This is a genomic window from Streptomyces sp. B5E4, from assembly GCF_039871555.1.
Taxonomy (GTDB): Bacteria; Actinomycetota; Actinomycetes; order Streptomycetales; family Streptomycetaceae; genus Streptomyces.
In genome coordinates, this window is sequence record NZ_JBDPMI010000024.1 from 100,666 (window position 1) to 115,528 (window position 14,863).

A 14,863-nucleotide genomic window follows, 5' to 3' on the forward strand; every position below is an offset into this window, starting at 1 on the left:
GGTTTGGCCCTCCGGAGCCGAATGAGAGCCGAATCACTGCCCGGCGGGACGCAGGTCCCGGCAGATCCGGTCCCGCTCCGATGACCGGCCGCGGAACCGGTAAGGTGACGCCGTTCCCAGGCCCCGCGCAGGAGTCGGAGAAAAAGATCATGCCGATACGCCGCGTCCGGGTGACCGTCGCCGCGGTGCCGTTGCTGGCGGCGCTGCTGACGCTCACGGGTTGCGTCACGGTCCACGGCGAGGAGGTGCTCCAGCCCGCCGTGACCGAGGACGAGGCCGGCCGCGTCCTCGACCGGTTCGGGAAGCTGAACAACCAGGCCAACGAGGACTACGACCTCGACGTCAACTCCCGTATCGAGGCCGGCGGGCTGCGCGAGATCGACCAGGCGGGCCTGACGGTGCGCAAGGCGGACTACCCGGAGGGCAACCCGGACTACGAGCCGCTGGAGTTCAGCGACACCCGGCATCTGATCCCCCAGCAGCGCGGCTGGCCGCGGTGGTTCGTCGCCGACACCCTGACCAACCGCAACGAGCTGCGCTGGCTCCTGGTCTTCGTCAAGGAGGGGCCGGAGGCGCGCTGGCATGCGACGCACCTGTCGCTGCTGGACGAGCCCGAGCTGGCCGCCATCGGCGAGTTCGCCGAGGACGACGACGGCCACGTCCGCCGCGTGCCGCTCGGCGCCTCCGCCGGGCTGACCGTCGCGCCGGGGCAGTTGGGCAAGACGTACACGGCGTATCTGAAGGACGGTGCGGGCGACGACTTCGCGCCGGGGCAGCACACCTCCGAGCGGGTCGGCGCGCGCGAGCAGTACCGGCGCACCCCCGAGTACGTCACGCAGTACGTCGACGAGCCCACCCCCGAATACCCGCCGGTCGCCCTGCGGTTGGCCGACGGCGGCGCGCTCGTGCTGTTCAGCAGCCGCCACTTCGTCAAGCAGACCGTGGCCGAGGGCCGCGAGGTCGAGGTGCCGTCGGCGGCCGAGCCCTTGATGAAGGGGACGGGGACACCGAAGAAGTCGCTGACGATGGAGCGGGTCTCGCAGCAGGCCGCGGTGGTGCCGCCGCGCGACGACGAGGGCGATGGAATCGTTTTCTACAACCGCCTCGAAGGGCTGGTGGGCGCAGAGGGAAGCTGAGGGGCGGAATGCCGCGTACGCGTACGGGCCGTCGGCCCGGCGCGCGGGCCCTCAGCTCAGCGGCCAGGCCGCCTCGCGCTCCCGCTCCGCGCCCGCGTACGCCGCGCACGCATCCGTCAGCGCCTCCAGCAGCGTCAGCGGGTCCGGCAGCGGATGCTCGGGACCGCGCAGCCACGTCACGCCCTCGTCACCCGGCAGCCGCGCCGGCGGCACCAGCACGTAGCTGCCGCGGCAGTGCCAGCGCAGCCCGGGATGCTCGTCCATGGTCTCGGGGCGGCAGTCCAGCTCGCACGGCCACCACTCGTCCTCGTCCTCCGGCGTGCCGCGGGTGGAGGTGAAGAAGAGCATCCGGCCCGGCCCCGGCGGCTCCGGGCTGACCGCCACCGGGCCGACCGCGATGCCTTCCGCCTCCAACCGCGCCAGCGCCCGCGTGCCCGCCTCCAGCGGCACGTCGAGCACGTCGTGGCTGCGGCCCGTGGCGGTGATGAAGTTGGCCTCCGGCTGGGCGGCGAGCCACCGCTCGACGCGCTGCGCGTCGGCGCTGGCCTGCGTCTGCCAGGCGAAGGAGACGGGATGGCGGCCGGGGGAGGGACAGCCGATGCGGTCGCAGGAACAGCCGTAGCCCTCCGGGTACGCGGCGGGGGCCAGCGGCAGGCCCGCGTCGGCGGCGGCGAGCAGCAGTTCCCTGCGCTCCGCGGCGGCCGCCTGCAGGCGCTCCGCCGCGGCGGCACTGCCGCGCGTCCGGCCGCGGCGGGTGCCGGGAAGCCATTGCGGAAGCCTGCGTACCCGTGCCATGCGTCCCCTCACCTCGGCCCGTCGTCCCTAGGGACCCGATCCTCATGCTGCCACCGCAGCGGGTGCCCGTAGGCCGATACTGTGCCACGGTATGCCATCCCGCCCGCGGGCCGCCCTCCGGTACCGAGGCGCCGGAGGGTGGCCCGGCCGCCGCCCGTGGCCCGGCCCGTACGCCCGGACCTGCGCGGATGCGGTCGGTTCCGGGCCACGGGGAGGCCGCCCGCCCGGCGCCGTACGCGATGAAAACGTGACCACCGGTCACCTGTGCGTATCGCGCTAAATGCACCTTTGCCGGGCTGTGCACATCGTCCGCGCTCCCGCGCCCCGCGGCGCGACCCCGGCCACCCGTGCCGCACTACTGCGCACGCGGCCGTTCACCAGGCACCATTCGGTTACGTGCGTCGGCGCGCGCGATCCGCGGGCCGGCGCTTGGACGTCAGCAGTGAGGAGCCCTCGTTGTTGCGCACAGCCTCGGCGCGCCGGTACCTGATGTGCCCACCGGCACACTTCGCCGTCACGTACTCCATCAACCCGTGGATGGACCCCGCCAAACCCGTCGACCTCCAGCTCGCGCTCGCGCAGTGGGAGGACCTGGTCGCCCGTCAGCGCTCCCTCGGTCACACCGTCGAGCTGCTGGAGCCCGACCCCGCCCTGCCGGACATGGTCTTCGCCGCCAACGGCGCGCTCGTCGTCGACGGCCGCGTGCTGGGCGCGCGCTTCGCGTACCCGCAGCGCAGCGGCGAGGCCGCCGCCCAGCGCCGCTGGTTCCGCGCGCACGGCTTCGCCGACTACCACCTGCCGGAGCACGTCAACGAGGGCGAGGGCGACTTCGCCGTCACCCGCTCCTGGATCCTCGCGGGCCGCGGCTTCCGCAGCAGCCCCGAGTCGCACGCCGAGGCGCAGGAGTACCTGGGCCGCCCGGTCGTCGGCCTCGACCTGGTCGATCCGCGCTTCTACCATCTCGACACCGCGCTGTGCGTCCTGGACGACTCCACCGACACCGACGTCATGTACTACCCGGCCGCGTTCTCCCCGGGCAGCCGCGACGTCCTCGCCCGGCTCTTCCCCGACGCCGTGCTGGCGGGGGAGGAGGACGCGCTCGCGCTCGGCCTCAACGCCGTCAGCGACGGCCGGCACGTGCTGCTGCCGCAGGCGGCGGCCGGGCTGGTCGCGCCGCTGCGGGCGCGCGGGTTCGAGCCGGTCCCGATGGATCTGACGGAGCTGCTCAAGGGCGGCGGCAGCGTGAAGTGCTGCACGCTGGAGCTGCGCGACTGAGCCGCTACACCCCCTCGTGGCCGTCGCCCTCCCCGGGCGGCGGCCACGCATCGCCCCACCGCACGTCCCGGGCGGCGCGGTAGCGGGGGCCCTGCCGCTTGGACACGGTGGTACGGGCCAGCCCCTCGCCGGCCGTGCACAGCTCCAGCAGCACCTGCCCCTTGCGGAGCTGCGGATGCCGTACGACGCGCGCGGGGGCCGGCGTCCCGGCGGGGATCCGGGCCGCCGCGACGTACGCGAACTTCTCGTCCTCGTGCCCCAGCTCGCCGCCCTTGACCCGGCGGTGCAGCGCGGAGCGCTGGACGCGGGCGGCGAAGTGGCACCAGTCGGCGGTCCCCTCCATGGGGCACGCCGCGCTGTGCGGACACGGCGCCAGCACCTCGTAGCCGGCGTCGACGAGCTGCTGCCGGGCGGCGAGGACCCGCCGGTAGCCGTGCGGCGTCCCCGGTTCCACGACCACGACGCTGCCGCGTGCGCTGCGGGCCGCTTCCGCGACGACATCGCGCCGGACGTCCTCGGACAGCTCCCCGAGCACGTACGAAACGGTGACGAGCCCGGCCGGTGCCCATGCGGAACCTGCCGTGCCGTCCGCCGAGCCGACGGCGGGGCCGTGTGCCGAGCCGCCCGTGGGGCCGCCCGCCGAGGCGTCCGCCGGGCGGCCACGGGAGCCGCCCGGCTGCCGGAACCGGGTGTCGTCCGCCGGCTGGTTCCGGACCCACCCGGAGCCCGCGGCGCCTAGCGCCTCGCGGCGCCACTGCGCGGCGCGTACCGCGGGCGCGGCGGCGCCGGCCGCCAGCTCGCGGCCGAGCGCCAGCGCCGGCTCGGAGTGATCGAGGACGACGGTCGGGCGCGGCCCGTCTTCCGGCCAGACGGCCGCCGCCGCCCAGAGGGCGGCGCCGGTCCCGCCGCCCACATCGAGGTGGCTGTCCGGCGCCCAGCCGGGCGCGGCGTCGGCCAGCGCGCTCAGGGCGGCCCGCACGGCCTGGAACGTAGCGGGCATGCGGTACGCGGCGTACGCCGCCACGTCGTCCCGGTCGCGCAGCGCGGGGGCAGGGCCGTCGCCGCGGTAGCCGGCGATGAGCCGCTCCACGGCCGCTCCCGCCCGCCGCGTGCCGAGCCCTTCCAACTGCCGTCCGAGCGCGCCCCGAAGATCATCCTCGACATCCACACCCCGAGCCTACGGCCCGCCGCACCCCGCCGGAACGCGGTACCGGACCCCGCCGGTGGAACGGGCCACCCCGGCCCCCCGGTCCGCTCCCGGCCGCCCCGCCGGAAGGCGGTCAGCGCAGCCGCTTGTGCTCCTCCGGCCGGAACGTCGTCACCAGCGCCAGACACAGCACCGCGATCCCGATCCGTCCCGTGGCCTGGAGCAGCGGCCCCCGCAGCAGGATGAACGAGTACCCCGCGATCAGCGGGACCACCGTCGCCATCACGTTCCCCGGGTCCCGCGACATGTGCCCCGACTCGGCGAACCTCCGGTCCGTACGCGCCGCCGCGTACCCCACCAGCAGCAGCCCGCCGGCCATGCCCAGCGGGCCGAAGTCGAGCCACAGCTCCGTCCACAGCGGCGAGGACAGGTTGACGTTCGTCATCCCCATCCACGTGCCGACCTTGACGCCGGAGTCGAGCTGCTTGTCCTCCCACACCGACCGGGGCACGAAGAAGAAGGCCGACGACGCCAGTTGCTTGCCGTACGTGTGGCCCGTGCCGGAGTCCACGTACGAGATGGTGTTCGCGAACATCACCGTCTGGTCGTAGTCCTTCATCACCAGCGGCTCCAGCACCGAGCCCGACTGCGTCTGCTTCCGCCCGGCCTCGTCGTAGCGGAACTTGTCCGCGAACGGGAACAGCAGCACGGCCATCGCCACGCCCCCCGCGAGCGCCGCCCGGTAGACCACGGGGCTGCGGGGGAAGGCGGTGAACAGCAGCGCGAAGGCGACGGTGAGGAACCAGTACCGCGGGTTGGAGATCGGGTTGTTGACGATCGCGTTGATCAGGACGAGCCCCGCCCACGGCAGCACCACGGCCGGCTGCCGCCGGGCCCGCCGGGACATCACCAGCCAGCGCGTCATCATCAGCAGCGCCAGCAGCGCGGGCACCGTACCGAAGCCGCGCAGGAACGCCGAGCCGACCTGGGAATCGGTCGTGCCGCCCGCGGTCAGCTCGTCGCTGATCGCCTGGCGGCTGCCGAAGAAGGGCGCCGGGCCGCCGAAGGACGCGATGAGCAGGGCGCTGCCCGCGTACGCGAAGATCACCAGCAGGTACAGGCGGCGCTTGTTGACCGAGGCCACCGGGCGCGGCCGGCTCAGCCGCGCCTCCGAGGCGTGCCGCGACAGCAGCGCGCCGACGTCGAAGGCGACGAAGCCGAGCAGCACCAGCGACACCGCCATGGTGAAGTCGCCCCGGGTGCCGACGACGGGGGTCGGGGTCTGCTCCAGCACGATCTGCGCCAGCGGCGCGACGCCCATCGCGACATAGCAGAAGAGCCAGACGGTGCCCTGGATGAGGCGCCGCCGGGTGGTGAGGACCATCGCGGAGAGGCGGGCGCCCGCGTAGCAGGTGGTGGCGAGCTGGAGCCAGAACACCGCGTCGCGTACGTCGGGCTGGGAGCGGCCGGCGACGGCCAGCGGCAGGACGAAGACGAGCGCGACGACGAGCGGGACGGCCAGCGCGCGGGAGAGGACGGCGCGGGGGGCGGGGCTCTTGGGAATGACGAAGGGCGTGAACGGCCGGCGGACGCGGGTGGCGGTGGCGGTGGGGCCCGGTTCCGGGGTTTCCGCGCGGGCGCGGCGGGCGGCCTTCGCGGCGAGCGGCGCCATCCGGATCTGGACGGTCTCGTCGAGGGGCACCCTGCCCTCGGCGCCTCCGCCGCCTCCTCCGCGGTCGCCGGACCGCGGCCCGTCCGTTTGGTCTGCCATCGCCCGAACCGCCCCCGCCCGTATCGCCCCGTATCGCCGTCCCGCAACCGAAGACAGTCTAAATAGGCCCGGGGTTGTGCGGCGGGTAGGCTCCGGGAACATACGTACGGTGCCGGGGGGTGCCGGGGAGGGGACCGTCTTGAGAGTTCTGCATGTCGTCACGCTGCACACGCCCACGAACGACTTCGGCGGGCCCACGCGCGTCGCGCTCAACCTGTCCAAGGGGCTGCGGGCCCGCGGTGTCGACTCGCGCATCGCCACCCTCGGCGACGGCTTCGACGGACCGCTGCCCCGCGACATCGACGGCGTGCCCACGTGGATGTACCAGGCCAAGCACGTGCTGCCGCGGTTCGAGGTGAGCGGCATCACCTCGCCTGCGCTGCTGGCCCGCGCCCGCCGCCTCGTCCGCTCCGCGGACGTGGTGCACGTCCACCTCATGCGGGACCTCATCACGCTGCCGTTCGCGCTCATCGCGCAGCAGGCCGGGGTGCCGGTGGTGCTGCAGACGCACGGCATGATCGACCCCACCGAGAAGCCGGTGGCCCGCGCCGTCGACGTGCTCGGGCTGCGCCGGGCGCTGCGCAAGGCGGACGCGACGCTCTATCTCACGGAGTTCGAGCACGGCGAGATCCAGGCCGTCATCCCGGACACGCCCCTGAACCGGCCGCGGCGCCTCGTCAACGGCGTGCTGCCGCAGGAGCGCAGGCCCGCGCGGACGTCGGGCCCGCCGACGGTCGTGTACGTCGCGCGGGTGCAGGAGCGCAAGCGGCCGGAGGACTTCATCCGGGCGATCCCCGTGGTGCTGGCGAAGCACCCGGACGCCCGCTTCGTCCTCGCAGGACCCGACACCGGCGCGCTGGCCGAGCCGATGATGCGGCTGGCCGCGGAACTGGGGGTGGCGGACTCGGTGTCGTACGTCGGCTCCCTCACCCCCGACGAGGTCCTGGACCGGCACCGCACCGCCGACGTCTACGTCCTTCCGTCGGTCGTCGAGCCGTTCCCGGTCTCGGTCCTGGAGGCCATGTCGGTCGGCGTCCCGGTCGTGATCACCCGCACCTGCGGCCTCGGCCCCGACGTCGCGGAGGCCGGCGCGGGCCGCGTCCTGGACAGCCGCGCCGACACGGACAACGGCCCCCTGGTCGGCCAGGCGGTCCTGGAACTCCTGGACCCGGCGGCCAACGAGGAGACCTCGAAGGCCGCCTGGCACCTCATCAACGACCGCTTCGCCATCGACGGCGTGGTCGACACCCTCCTCGGCGTCTACGACGAGGTCCGCCGCTGAGGCGTCTACCTCTCGTTCCCGTCATGCGTCCGGCGGTGCATGTGGCGCGGCCGTGGGGGCCGCTGGCGGTGCTCGCCGGTCACGGCGAAGGAGTAAGTGACATGGTGAGGGCGCCGCTGCCGGACCGGGAGGTGCTGTGCGGGATCCTGTACGTGCTGCACACCGGGATCCAGCGGGAGTACCTGCCGCAGGAGCTCGGGTTCGGCTCGGGCATGACGTGCTGGCGCCGGCTGCGGGACTGGAACGAGGCCGGCGTGTGTCAGTGGCTGCACGAAGTGCTGCTGGGCGAGTTGAACGCGGCCTCGCGGCTGGACCGGTCTCGCTGCGTGGTCGACTCTTCGCACATCAGGGCGTTCAGTGACGGGTCGACCGCGCCACGCACGGACACGGCCACCTGAAGCAACGACGGCTACAGCAGGACGGGCTGCTGTAGCCGTGGCCAGGCTCTGTCTCTCGTCAGCCGAGGCGTCGACGACGCCAAGTCTCGATCGTCTTCTTGTAGGCATCGGGCATCACGAGCCCGGGAACCTCCACATAGTCGAAGAGACCGAGTTCTTTGTGCTCGTGCGACAGCTTCGGCTCCTTCGAGCCGGTGTACTCAGCGCCGTAGCTCACGATGAAGACATGACGATGCGGAAAGATCTCGTACACCCAGGAATCAATGATCTCGGTTCCTGAAATTAGCTCCGGCTCAAGCGTCAGCTCTTCCTGAACCTCCCTCAGCACGGTGGATTCCGCGGTCTCCCCGAGTTCCAGCTTCCCGCCAGGTAGCTCCCATTCATCACGCTCGTTCTTCAGGAGAGGAATTTTCCCTCGCACCTCCACCACCATCTTCACTGAGATGGGTAGTTGGTACTCAAAATATCCCGGATTGCGCTCGACGAGGTAAGGCTGATTCGCGTTTCCCACTCCCTCTTCCTTTCTCGAATTTATCGGTTCACACTCACACTTCGACCAACAAAGCGGTCACGTCGTCCGACCTCTTGAAATGCACGGCGTTCATCCCGCCCGCCTCGTACATTCTGATCTTGTTCAAGATTGATTTGAGTCCTGACTCCAGCGCAGCCTCAAGCAAAGTCGGCCAGTCGGAATAGATGCCATAGTCCATGACAGCCCTGGCGAACCCGTCGGTGCAAAGAATGATATGCCTAGCGGAGTCCTTCCGAATGGATTCCGCCTGAATGTGCAACACGGCTTCGGGATGTCCGGAGAAGACAGATTCGGGAAATATTCCCTTGATGTATTTTCTCCGGCGCTCGCGAATTCCGTCCCGGGAATTCAGATCAGAGAGATCTGCACCGTTCGCCCGCTCGATCGCCTGGGCCTCACGACGACCGAAGAACGTCGTTGAAAGTTCGATCTCTCGACCACCAAAAGCAAGGCATGTCGGATCACCGATGCGCGCCAGCTCGATTTCATCCGTCCCTCGCAATCGCAACAATACCGCGTATAAAGCGCAGAAGCGCATGGAGGCCGGTTTCGAACTATCTTCACAGATCCTGCGGAACACGCGTTCCGGATTCCTCGTTCGGTCGATCACCCGACGAATCTCCTGCAAGAATGCTGGATCGCTCGTCGGCGGCAGAACAACCAGAGCCTCTTCCACCTCACGCCTTCCTGAAAAGAATGCCGAAGTCACCGGGCTTCACTCCTTCTTTTGTTTTCCTGTCGATCAATGACAAATCCCCGGTTCAGGCATTCGAATGGGCATCCGTCTTTGACATGGAAGAGCAACCGGGCAGCCTTTCTGTGACCCTGAAAGCTGGTCCGGCCATGGAGGATTCGATGGTTGTGAATCACATAACCCTCTCCTGCGCGCAGGCGGATTTGGTACACGCCTTCGCGTGGATAACGGATATGGCGCAGCAGCACTTCAGGAAGGTGACCACTCTCTTCAGGCCGCGCTACGTCATCATCCCTAAAACGAACGACGACTCTCCCGTCACGGCCGACCGTTAACACCTTCTGCCGCCACCCCTGAACGCTGCTTCGAATCCAGAGGTTGTGCTCAATGGACAGTAAGGACTTACTGTCATATCGTGATAGCAGCGGCTCTATGTCGAAGAGGATCGAATCTCCGCCTCCCACGGCTTCTGCAAGCATGAGGTAGCAAAGAACAGAAGGCGGCACATCGAGCATGCTCCTATCGGTGTGGAGTTCTAATGCCGAATGGGTGAATCCGTCCAACCCGGATCGCTGCCGGCCTTCGAAGTAGGGTTGGATCAATGTCCAGGCTGAGCTGGTTGCGTCCGGATGCTGATAGAAATCAAGCAGGCCACCGAAAGCCGTGACGATCTCATCGCAATCTGTTTCAGATAAGAATGCAATCCCCTCGTTCGCTAGCAGCTCCAGTAATTGGTGCTCAGCGAATGCTTCCCCCGAGGGACTCAGGATCTTCATGGATGCACAACCTCCCGTTGGATCGTAGCGCTCGGGAGAGGCTGCAGGTTACGCGAGCGCATGGATTCAGAAGCGCACCAGATCGAAGCGGGGAACCACGGTGAAAGAGAATGAGGCCAACCAGGCGGCCAAGAGGATGCACCTGTGACCAGCGAGAACATAGAAGTAAAGCCTCCGGCGGCGGTGACGGAGACATCGCTCGGGGAGGGCCGGCCGCTGCAGGCGCTGACGAAGCGGCTGCTGGAACCGCGTTTGAAGCCGAGATGACTGACCACCTGGGCTACGACAAGCACGACGCGAGGTCGGCCCGGTCGAGGTGGCGGTGCCGCGGGATCGCGACGGCTCGTTCGGGCCGGCCATCGTCAAGAAGCGGCAGCGCAGGCTGACCGGCGTGGATGAGCTGGTGTTGTCGCTGTCCGCGAAGGGCGGAGCGCTACGTGGGGGCGTACCGCTCCGCGGCTCCGGGAGTGGTCAGCCTGCGTGGGTGGCGGTGTGGGTGAGGAAGGCGGACCAGGCTTCGGGGGTGAAGCAGAGGTGGGGGCCGTGGGGGTCCTTGGAGTCGCGGACGTGGACGGCACCGGGGACGGGGGCCACCTCGACGCACTCCCCGCCTTCGTTGTCGCTGTGGGTGGACTTACGCCAGGCGACGGCGACTTCGACGCAGGCGCCGCCGGAGCTGTCGCTGTAGCTGGACTTGAACCAGTCGAGCCTGTCCTTCATCGCTCCTCCAGGAGCCGCGTGATGAACCGTACGGAGTCTTGGGGGCACAGGGCCTCGCCCGTGATCATGTCGCGGCGGCGCATGGCGATATTGACCCTCTCCGCATCAGCGTAGAGCACCCCGCCTGCCTGACTTTCCGCGTAGGCGAGGTGGTCGTGCTCAGGTGTTTCGAGGATGACGATCGGACCCCGGAGGCCGGGGTGCAGGCCGCGATCCGATGGCAGCATTTGCAGGGTGACGTTGCGTCGCTCGGCGACATCCAGTAGTCGGCGCAACTGCCGTTCGTACGTCTTCTCACCACCGAAGCGCCGGCGTAGTACCGCCTCCTCGATGACGAAGCTGAACGAGCGCTTCTCGTGATCAAGGAGTGCTTGCCGCTCCAGTCGGGCACTGACCCGCTCTTCGAACGTCTCCCCGTCCAGCGGGGGTAGGAGCGTTGCCAGTACCGCTCGGATGTACTCCTCCGTCTGCAACAGACCCGGAACGTAGTGGGGCTGGTAGAAGCTCAGAGCGACAGCCTCGGCCTCGTACGACATGTACTCCTGCGAGTACGACGCGAACTTCTCCGGCTGCAAGTACCCCAGCGCCGCCACCAACATCCCCTGCGCATCGCACATCTCATCCGCCACCTGCAACAACCGCGGCGTCGGCCGACGACGGCCCTGCTCCATCATCTTCACCGTGTCGTAGGCGTACCCCGCCTCCGCCGCCAGTTCCTCCCGGCTCACACCCGCCCGCGTCCGCCACCGCTTCGTCTGGTTGCCGCAGTACCGCCACTGCACCGGCGGCTGGGAGTTCTCAAGCGTCGTCACCGCGTTCACCTCACCCCTCGTCTCTCTACTCACAGTAGTGAGTCGGAGTCACTCCGTGAGGGGAAACTATGCGCCTTCCTCCCGGGTCTTCAGCCCGATCTGCCAGCGGTAGAAGCTCATCGCCAGCGCGTAGTCCAGTCCCGCGCGCCCGTCGAGGAAGCCGCGTTTGTAGACGTAGGCGTACGCGAACGACACCAGGGGCTTCAGCGGTGCCTTGTGGAAGAGCCGGCCCTGGCGGGTCTTCGCCTGGCGGATCTCCTCGCGGACCTCCGGGTGGAGTTCCAGCCACGCCTCCCAGTCCGAGTAGCGGTTGTGCCGCTCGAACCACGTGCGTACCGGGTCCAGGTCCTCGTGCTCAAGCGTCGCCCTCAACCGCACCACCCTTCCGTCCGCGAGCGGCTGGTAGTGGCCCTCCTGCTCGCCCATGCCCGGCGCGTTCAAATCTCCCAGCTCCGGGAAGCGGACGCGGGTGCGGTCCATCAGGGCGCGTTTGACGATGGTGTAGCCGTGGCGCAGGCGTTTGCCCGCGAACCAGTAGCCCAGCGGGATGTCGAACGCCGCCGGCGCCACCTTGAGCGAGCCGTCGGCCGCCGGGTCGAAGATGCGGTGGAGTTCGGCGATCAGCTCCGGGCTCGGGGTCTCGTCGCCGTCGACGAACAGCATCCAGTCCAATTCGGGGTGGATGTGGTCCAGGCACCACTGCTTCTTCTTCGGGTACTTGCCGTCCCAGGTGTACGGGACGACCTCGGCGCCCTGGTCCGCCGCGAGGGCGCGGGTGTCGTCCGTGCTGTCCGAGTCGACCACCACCACGGCCTCGAAGTGGTCGATGACGGACCGCACCGTCGTCGCGATGTTCTCGGCCTCGTTCTTGGTCGGTATCGCGACGACGATGGGCAGTCTCTTCAAGACGGACTCCTACAGCAGGTCTTCGTACTGGGGGCAGAGGGTGTGGATCGCGTCCTCGGCGTTGGCGATGTCGCCGGAGCGGATGGCCTCCTGGGCCAGCTTCTCGTCGGTCGCCGCCGCGCTCTCGATCTTGGCGCAGGCCTCCTCGCCCGCCTCCAGGATCGCCGCCGGGTCCACGCCCTCGGGCACCCGGTCCTTCAGGTACGTCTTCTCCTTCTCGGAGAACTCGCCCTCGGCGGGCTCCAGCTCCTCCTCCGGCACCTTCTCGGTGTCGTCGGCCTTCTCCTCGTCCGCCGGGCCCGGGTCCTTCGTGGCGCGGTCGTCCTCCTGCTGGGACGCCGAGGGCTTCGCGGCCGCGTCGTCCCCGTCGTCGCCGCCGCTGCAGCCGGCCAGGGCCAGGACGGCTGCCGCCGCGGCTGCCGCCGCCGCCAGCGCCACCCGCGACCTCCCTGCCGTGCGGGCCGGCATCAGCCCGCTCCGAACGTCAGCGTCAGCTTCGGCGCGTACGCGGTCTCGCGCGCCCGCACCCACCAGGCGTCGGTGCCGTCGCTGGTCAGCGCCACGTCCAGGGTGTCGCCCAGCGAGCCGCTGAGCTGGGCGGCGGACAGCGACGCGGTGTAGTCGGTGTCCAGCTCCGTGGCCCCGGTGAACGTACCCAGCACCGTGGACGACAGCTCCGGGCGGCCCGCGTAGGTCACCTCCGACTCCGACCAGGCGCCGGTGACCGGCTGCACGCTGACGGTGTCCGGGGTACCGGCGCTGGCGTCGTTCGTCGTGCGCAGCGTCAGCTTCGCGGACTTCAGCGTCATCCCGCTCGGCGCCTGGGGCAGCGAGAACCGCAGGTAGCTGAGGTACGGGGAGGTCTTCCTGACCAGGAGCTGGTTGTGCGAGCCGTAGTTGGTGCTCGTCGACGAGCCGTTGACGTAGGCGTCGGCGGTCGCGGTGCGCTCCACCGTGGTCTCCGCCGGCGTGCCCGGCGTGGTCACCGTCACCGCCGCGGACTTGGCGGTGGTGTTGCCGACGGCGTCGCTCGCGGTGATCTGGTAGCTGTACGACGTGCCGGGCTTGACCGTGCTGTCGGTGAAGGTGCCCTGCGGCAGCGTCCAGAAGTTGGAGTCCAGGGTCGGCTTGGTCGCCAGCGCCTCGCCGTTGCGGTAGATCGTGTACGTCAGCTTGCTGTCGTCGCGGTCCCAGCCGGCCTTCCAGCGCAGCCGCACCCCGCCGTCGACGTTCGCCGCCGTCACGCCGGTGGCCCCGGCGACGGGCTTGCGGGAGTCCGGGGTGTTGGCGAAGCGGACCAGGCCCTGCTGGAGCTTGTTGCCGTTGGACTGGATCCGGGTGAACTCGCCGCCGATCCACATGTAGTCCTTGCCGCCGCTGGACGAGGTGACCATCACCCGCGGACCGATCTGCTCGGTGCCGGAGGGGCCGTCGTCGGTGTCGGGGAACCAGGACAGCAGCGGCTTGGGGTTGTCCACGGACTCGGCGAGCATGTGCTGCCGCTCGTTCAGCTCCGGGAACTGGCCCATGCTGCTGCAGTTGTGCGCGTGCGAGACGCTGTAGAGCACGTCCTTGTAGACGGTGACGTCCTGGGTGGCGCCGAGGCAGGTGTCGCGCCAGCGCTGGGTGAAGGTGCTGTTGAGGTTCATCGCGAGGCGGCCGTCGAAGACGCCGCCGCCGTGGCCCTCGTGCGCGGTGTAGATGCCCGACTCGTCGATGTGGATGCCCTTGACGAGGGAGTTCCAGTGCAGCTCGTACGGGTTGTTCGTGTTGTTGCTGACGCCCTTGAAGGCCCGTACGGTCGCGCCCGTGTCGGCGCGGACGACGCCCAGGCCGTGCACGCTGCTGTCGCCGTTGAGCCCGTTGAAGTCGCCGCCGACGACCACATGCTGCCCGTTCGGGGTCTCCTCGATGACGCGGCCGGCCCGGTCCGGGCCCGCGTTGGCCTTCCAGGAGTTCAGCGCACCCGTGGTCGCGTTGACGGCGGCGAACTTCACCCGGCTCTGGCCGCGGACGGTCTTGAAGTCGCCGGCCATGTACAGCCGGCCGCTCGCCGCGGCGTCCAGACCGTATACCCGGGCCGAGACGGCCCCGGCGTTGAAGCCGGCCTTTACTGTGCACGAGGCGATGTCGATGGCCGCGACGCGGCTGCGCGAGACGCCGCCCACGGTGCCGAACTCGCCGCCCGCGTAGAGCGTCTTGCCGTCGGGGGAGACGGTCAGCGCGCGTACGGTGGCGGTGCCGGAGCCGACGGTGAAGTTCAGCTTGCAGTTCGTCGGTTCACCGGTCGCCGCGTTGAAGGCGGCGAAGTTCGCGACCTTCGTCTCGCTGGTGCCGGCCGCCGCGCCGGGCGGGCGGATGGCGGAGAACGTACCGCCGGCGAAGACCACGCCGTTCGACTCGGCCATGGCCCACACCACGCCGTTGGTCTGCCAGGTCGACAGGTCGTCCGCGGTCATCGCCACCGGCGGCGTCACGGCCTCGGCCTCGGGCGAGGAGTACGTGACGCCGACCGTCACGAGCGTGCCCGTGACGACCGCAAGGGCGACGCCGAGCGCCCCCCACTTCCGCGTTCTTCTGTGCTTGTTCATGTGCCCCCCTGGGCCGTCGTCCCCTGCG

15 protein-coding genes and 2 pseudogenes are annotated in these 14,863 nt (G+C 69.8%); 6 read left to right on the plus strand and 11 right to left on the minus strand.

What is annotated here, in order from left to right; all coding sequences use genetic code 11:
* Positions 1–149: 149 nt before the first annotated feature.
* Entirely contained in the window at positions 150–1,136 is a 987-nt protein-coding gene (locus ABGA99_RS26430; protein WP_347581550.1) for a hypothetical protein, read from the plus strand.
* A 51-nt stretch (positions 1,137–1,187) separates the two neighbouring features.
* On the opposite strand, the gene ABGA99_RS26435 is transcribed toward ABGA99_RS26430, so the two are convergent.
* Complete coding sequence (locus ABGA99_RS26435) at positions 1,188–1,931, minus strand: bifunctional DNA primase/polymerase (RefSeq protein ID WP_347581551.1); 744 nt, start codon at positions 1,929–1,931, stop codon at positions 1,188–1,190.
* Between the two features lie 456 nt (positions 1,932–2,387).
* Between ABGA99_RS26435 and ddaH the strand changes: the two genes are divergently transcribed.
* Positions 2,388–3,206 carry a dimethylargininase gene (ddaH, locus tag ABGA99_RS26440; RefSeq protein ID WP_347581552.1) on the plus strand — a complete coding sequence of 273 codons (819 nt, stop codon included), beginning with the start codon at positions 2,388–2,390 and terminating at the stop codon, positions 3,204–3,206.
* Positions 3,207–3,210: 4 nt separating this feature from the next.
* On the opposite strand, the gene ABGA99_RS26445 is transcribed toward ddaH, so the two are convergent.
* Positions 3,211–4,332 (minus strand): small ribosomal subunit Rsm22 family protein, encoded by a 1,122-nt coding sequence (locus ABGA99_RS26445; RefSeq protein WP_347583587.1) that lies wholly within the window; start codon positions 4,330–4,332, stop codon positions 3,211–3,213.
* 154 nt (positions 4,333–4,486) lie between these two features.
* Positions 4,487–6,124, minus strand: a complete 1,638-nt coding sequence (locus tag ABGA99_RS26450; RefSeq protein WP_347583569.1) for a hypothetical protein — start codon at positions 6,122–6,124, stop codon at positions 4,487–4,489.
* 139 nt (positions 6,125–6,263) lie between these two features.
* Here ABGA99_RS26450 and ABGA99_RS26455 point away from each other — a divergent pair, with 139 nt between their 5' ends.
* Together ABGA99_RS26455 and ABGA99_RS26460 are read left to right on the plus strand one after the other, a co-directional pair.
* Positions 6,264–7,406: a glycosyltransferase gene (locus tag ABGA99_RS26455; protein ID WP_347583570.1), complete on the plus strand. Its 1,143-nt coding sequence runs from the start codon at positions 6,264–6,266 to the stop codon at positions 7,404–7,406.
* Positions 7,407–7,513: 107 nt separating this feature from the next.
* Positions 7,514–7,759 (plus strand): annotated as a pseudogene (locus ABGA99_RS26460) (transposase); the annotation flags it as partial.
* A gap of 103 nt (positions 7,760–7,862) precedes the next feature.
* On the opposite strand, the gene ABGA99_RS26465 reads toward ABGA99_RS26460, so the two are convergent.
* From ABGA99_RS26465 to ABGA99_RS26475, 3 genes are read right to left on the minus strand one after another with little or no spacing between them, the layout of a single operon-like run.
* A complete protein-coding gene (locus ABGA99_RS26465) occupies positions 7,863–8,315 on the minus strand; it encodes an NUDIX domain-containing protein (protein WP_347583571.1) in 453 nt (150 codons plus the stop codon).
* Between the two features lie 34 nt (positions 8,316–8,349).
* A complete protein-coding gene (locus ABGA99_RS26470) occupies positions 8,350–9,045 on the minus strand; it encodes a hypothetical protein (protein ID WP_347583572.1) in 696 nt (231 codons plus the stop codon).
* Positions 9,042–9,806, minus strand: coding sequence for a TauD/TfdA family dioxygenase (locus ABGA99_RS26475; RefSeq protein WP_347583573.1), 765 nt, complete (start codon positions 9,804–9,806; stop codon positions 9,042–9,044). Before ABGA99_RS26475 ends, ABGA99_RS26470 begins: the two co-directional genes overlap by 4 nt.
* Positions 9,807–9,950: 144 nt before the next feature.
* Between ABGA99_RS26475 and ABGA99_RS26480 the strand changes: the two genes are divergently transcribed.
* The gene (locus ABGA99_RS26480; RefSeq protein WP_347581559.1) at positions 9,951–10,073 is read left to right on the plus strand and encodes a hypothetical protein; all 123 of its coding nucleotides are present in this window, start codon (positions 9,951–9,953) and stop codon (positions 10,071–10,073) included.
* A gap of 34 nt (positions 10,074–10,107) precedes the next feature.
* A pseudogene (locus tag ABGA99_RS26485) lies at positions 10,108–10,233 on the plus strand (transposase); the annotation flags it as partial.
* Positions 10,234–10,277: 44 nt separating this feature from the next.
* Here the strand turns inward: ABGA99_RS26485 and ABGA99_RS26490 are convergent.
* From ABGA99_RS26490 to ABGA99_RS26510, 5 genes are all read right to left on the minus strand, one after another.
* Positions 10,278–10,526: a DUF397 domain-containing protein gene (locus ABGA99_RS26490; protein ID WP_347583574.1), complete on the minus strand. Its 249-nt coding sequence runs from the start codon at positions 10,524–10,526 to the stop codon at positions 10,278–10,280.
* Positions 10,523–11,338 (minus strand): helix-turn-helix transcriptional regulator, encoded by an 816-nt coding sequence (locus tag ABGA99_RS26495; RefSeq protein WP_347583575.1) that lies wholly within the window; start codon positions 11,336–11,338, stop codon positions 10,523–10,525. Before ABGA99_RS26495 ends, ABGA99_RS26490 begins: the two co-directional genes overlap by 4 nt.
* 66 nt (positions 11,339–11,404) lie before the next feature.
* A complete protein-coding gene (locus ABGA99_RS26500; protein WP_347581562.1) occupies positions 11,405–12,244 on the minus strand; it encodes a glycosyltransferase family 2 protein in 840 nt (279 codons plus the stop codon).
* Positions 12,245–12,253: 9 nt separating this feature from the next.
* Positions 12,254–12,712 (minus strand): hypothetical protein, encoded by a 459-nt coding sequence (locus ABGA99_RS26505; RefSeq protein ID WP_347583576.1) that lies wholly within the window; start codon positions 12,710–12,712, stop codon positions 12,254–12,256.
* On the minus strand, positions 12,712–14,835 hold the full coding sequence (locus tag ABGA99_RS26510; RefSeq protein ID WP_347583577.1) for a DNRLRE domain-containing protein: 2,124 nt from the start codon (positions 14,833–14,835) through the stop codon (positions 12,712–12,714). The genes ABGA99_RS26505 and ABGA99_RS26510 overlap by 1 nt, the downstream gene beginning before the upstream one ends.
* Between the last annotated feature and the right edge of the window lie 28 nt (positions 14,836–14,863).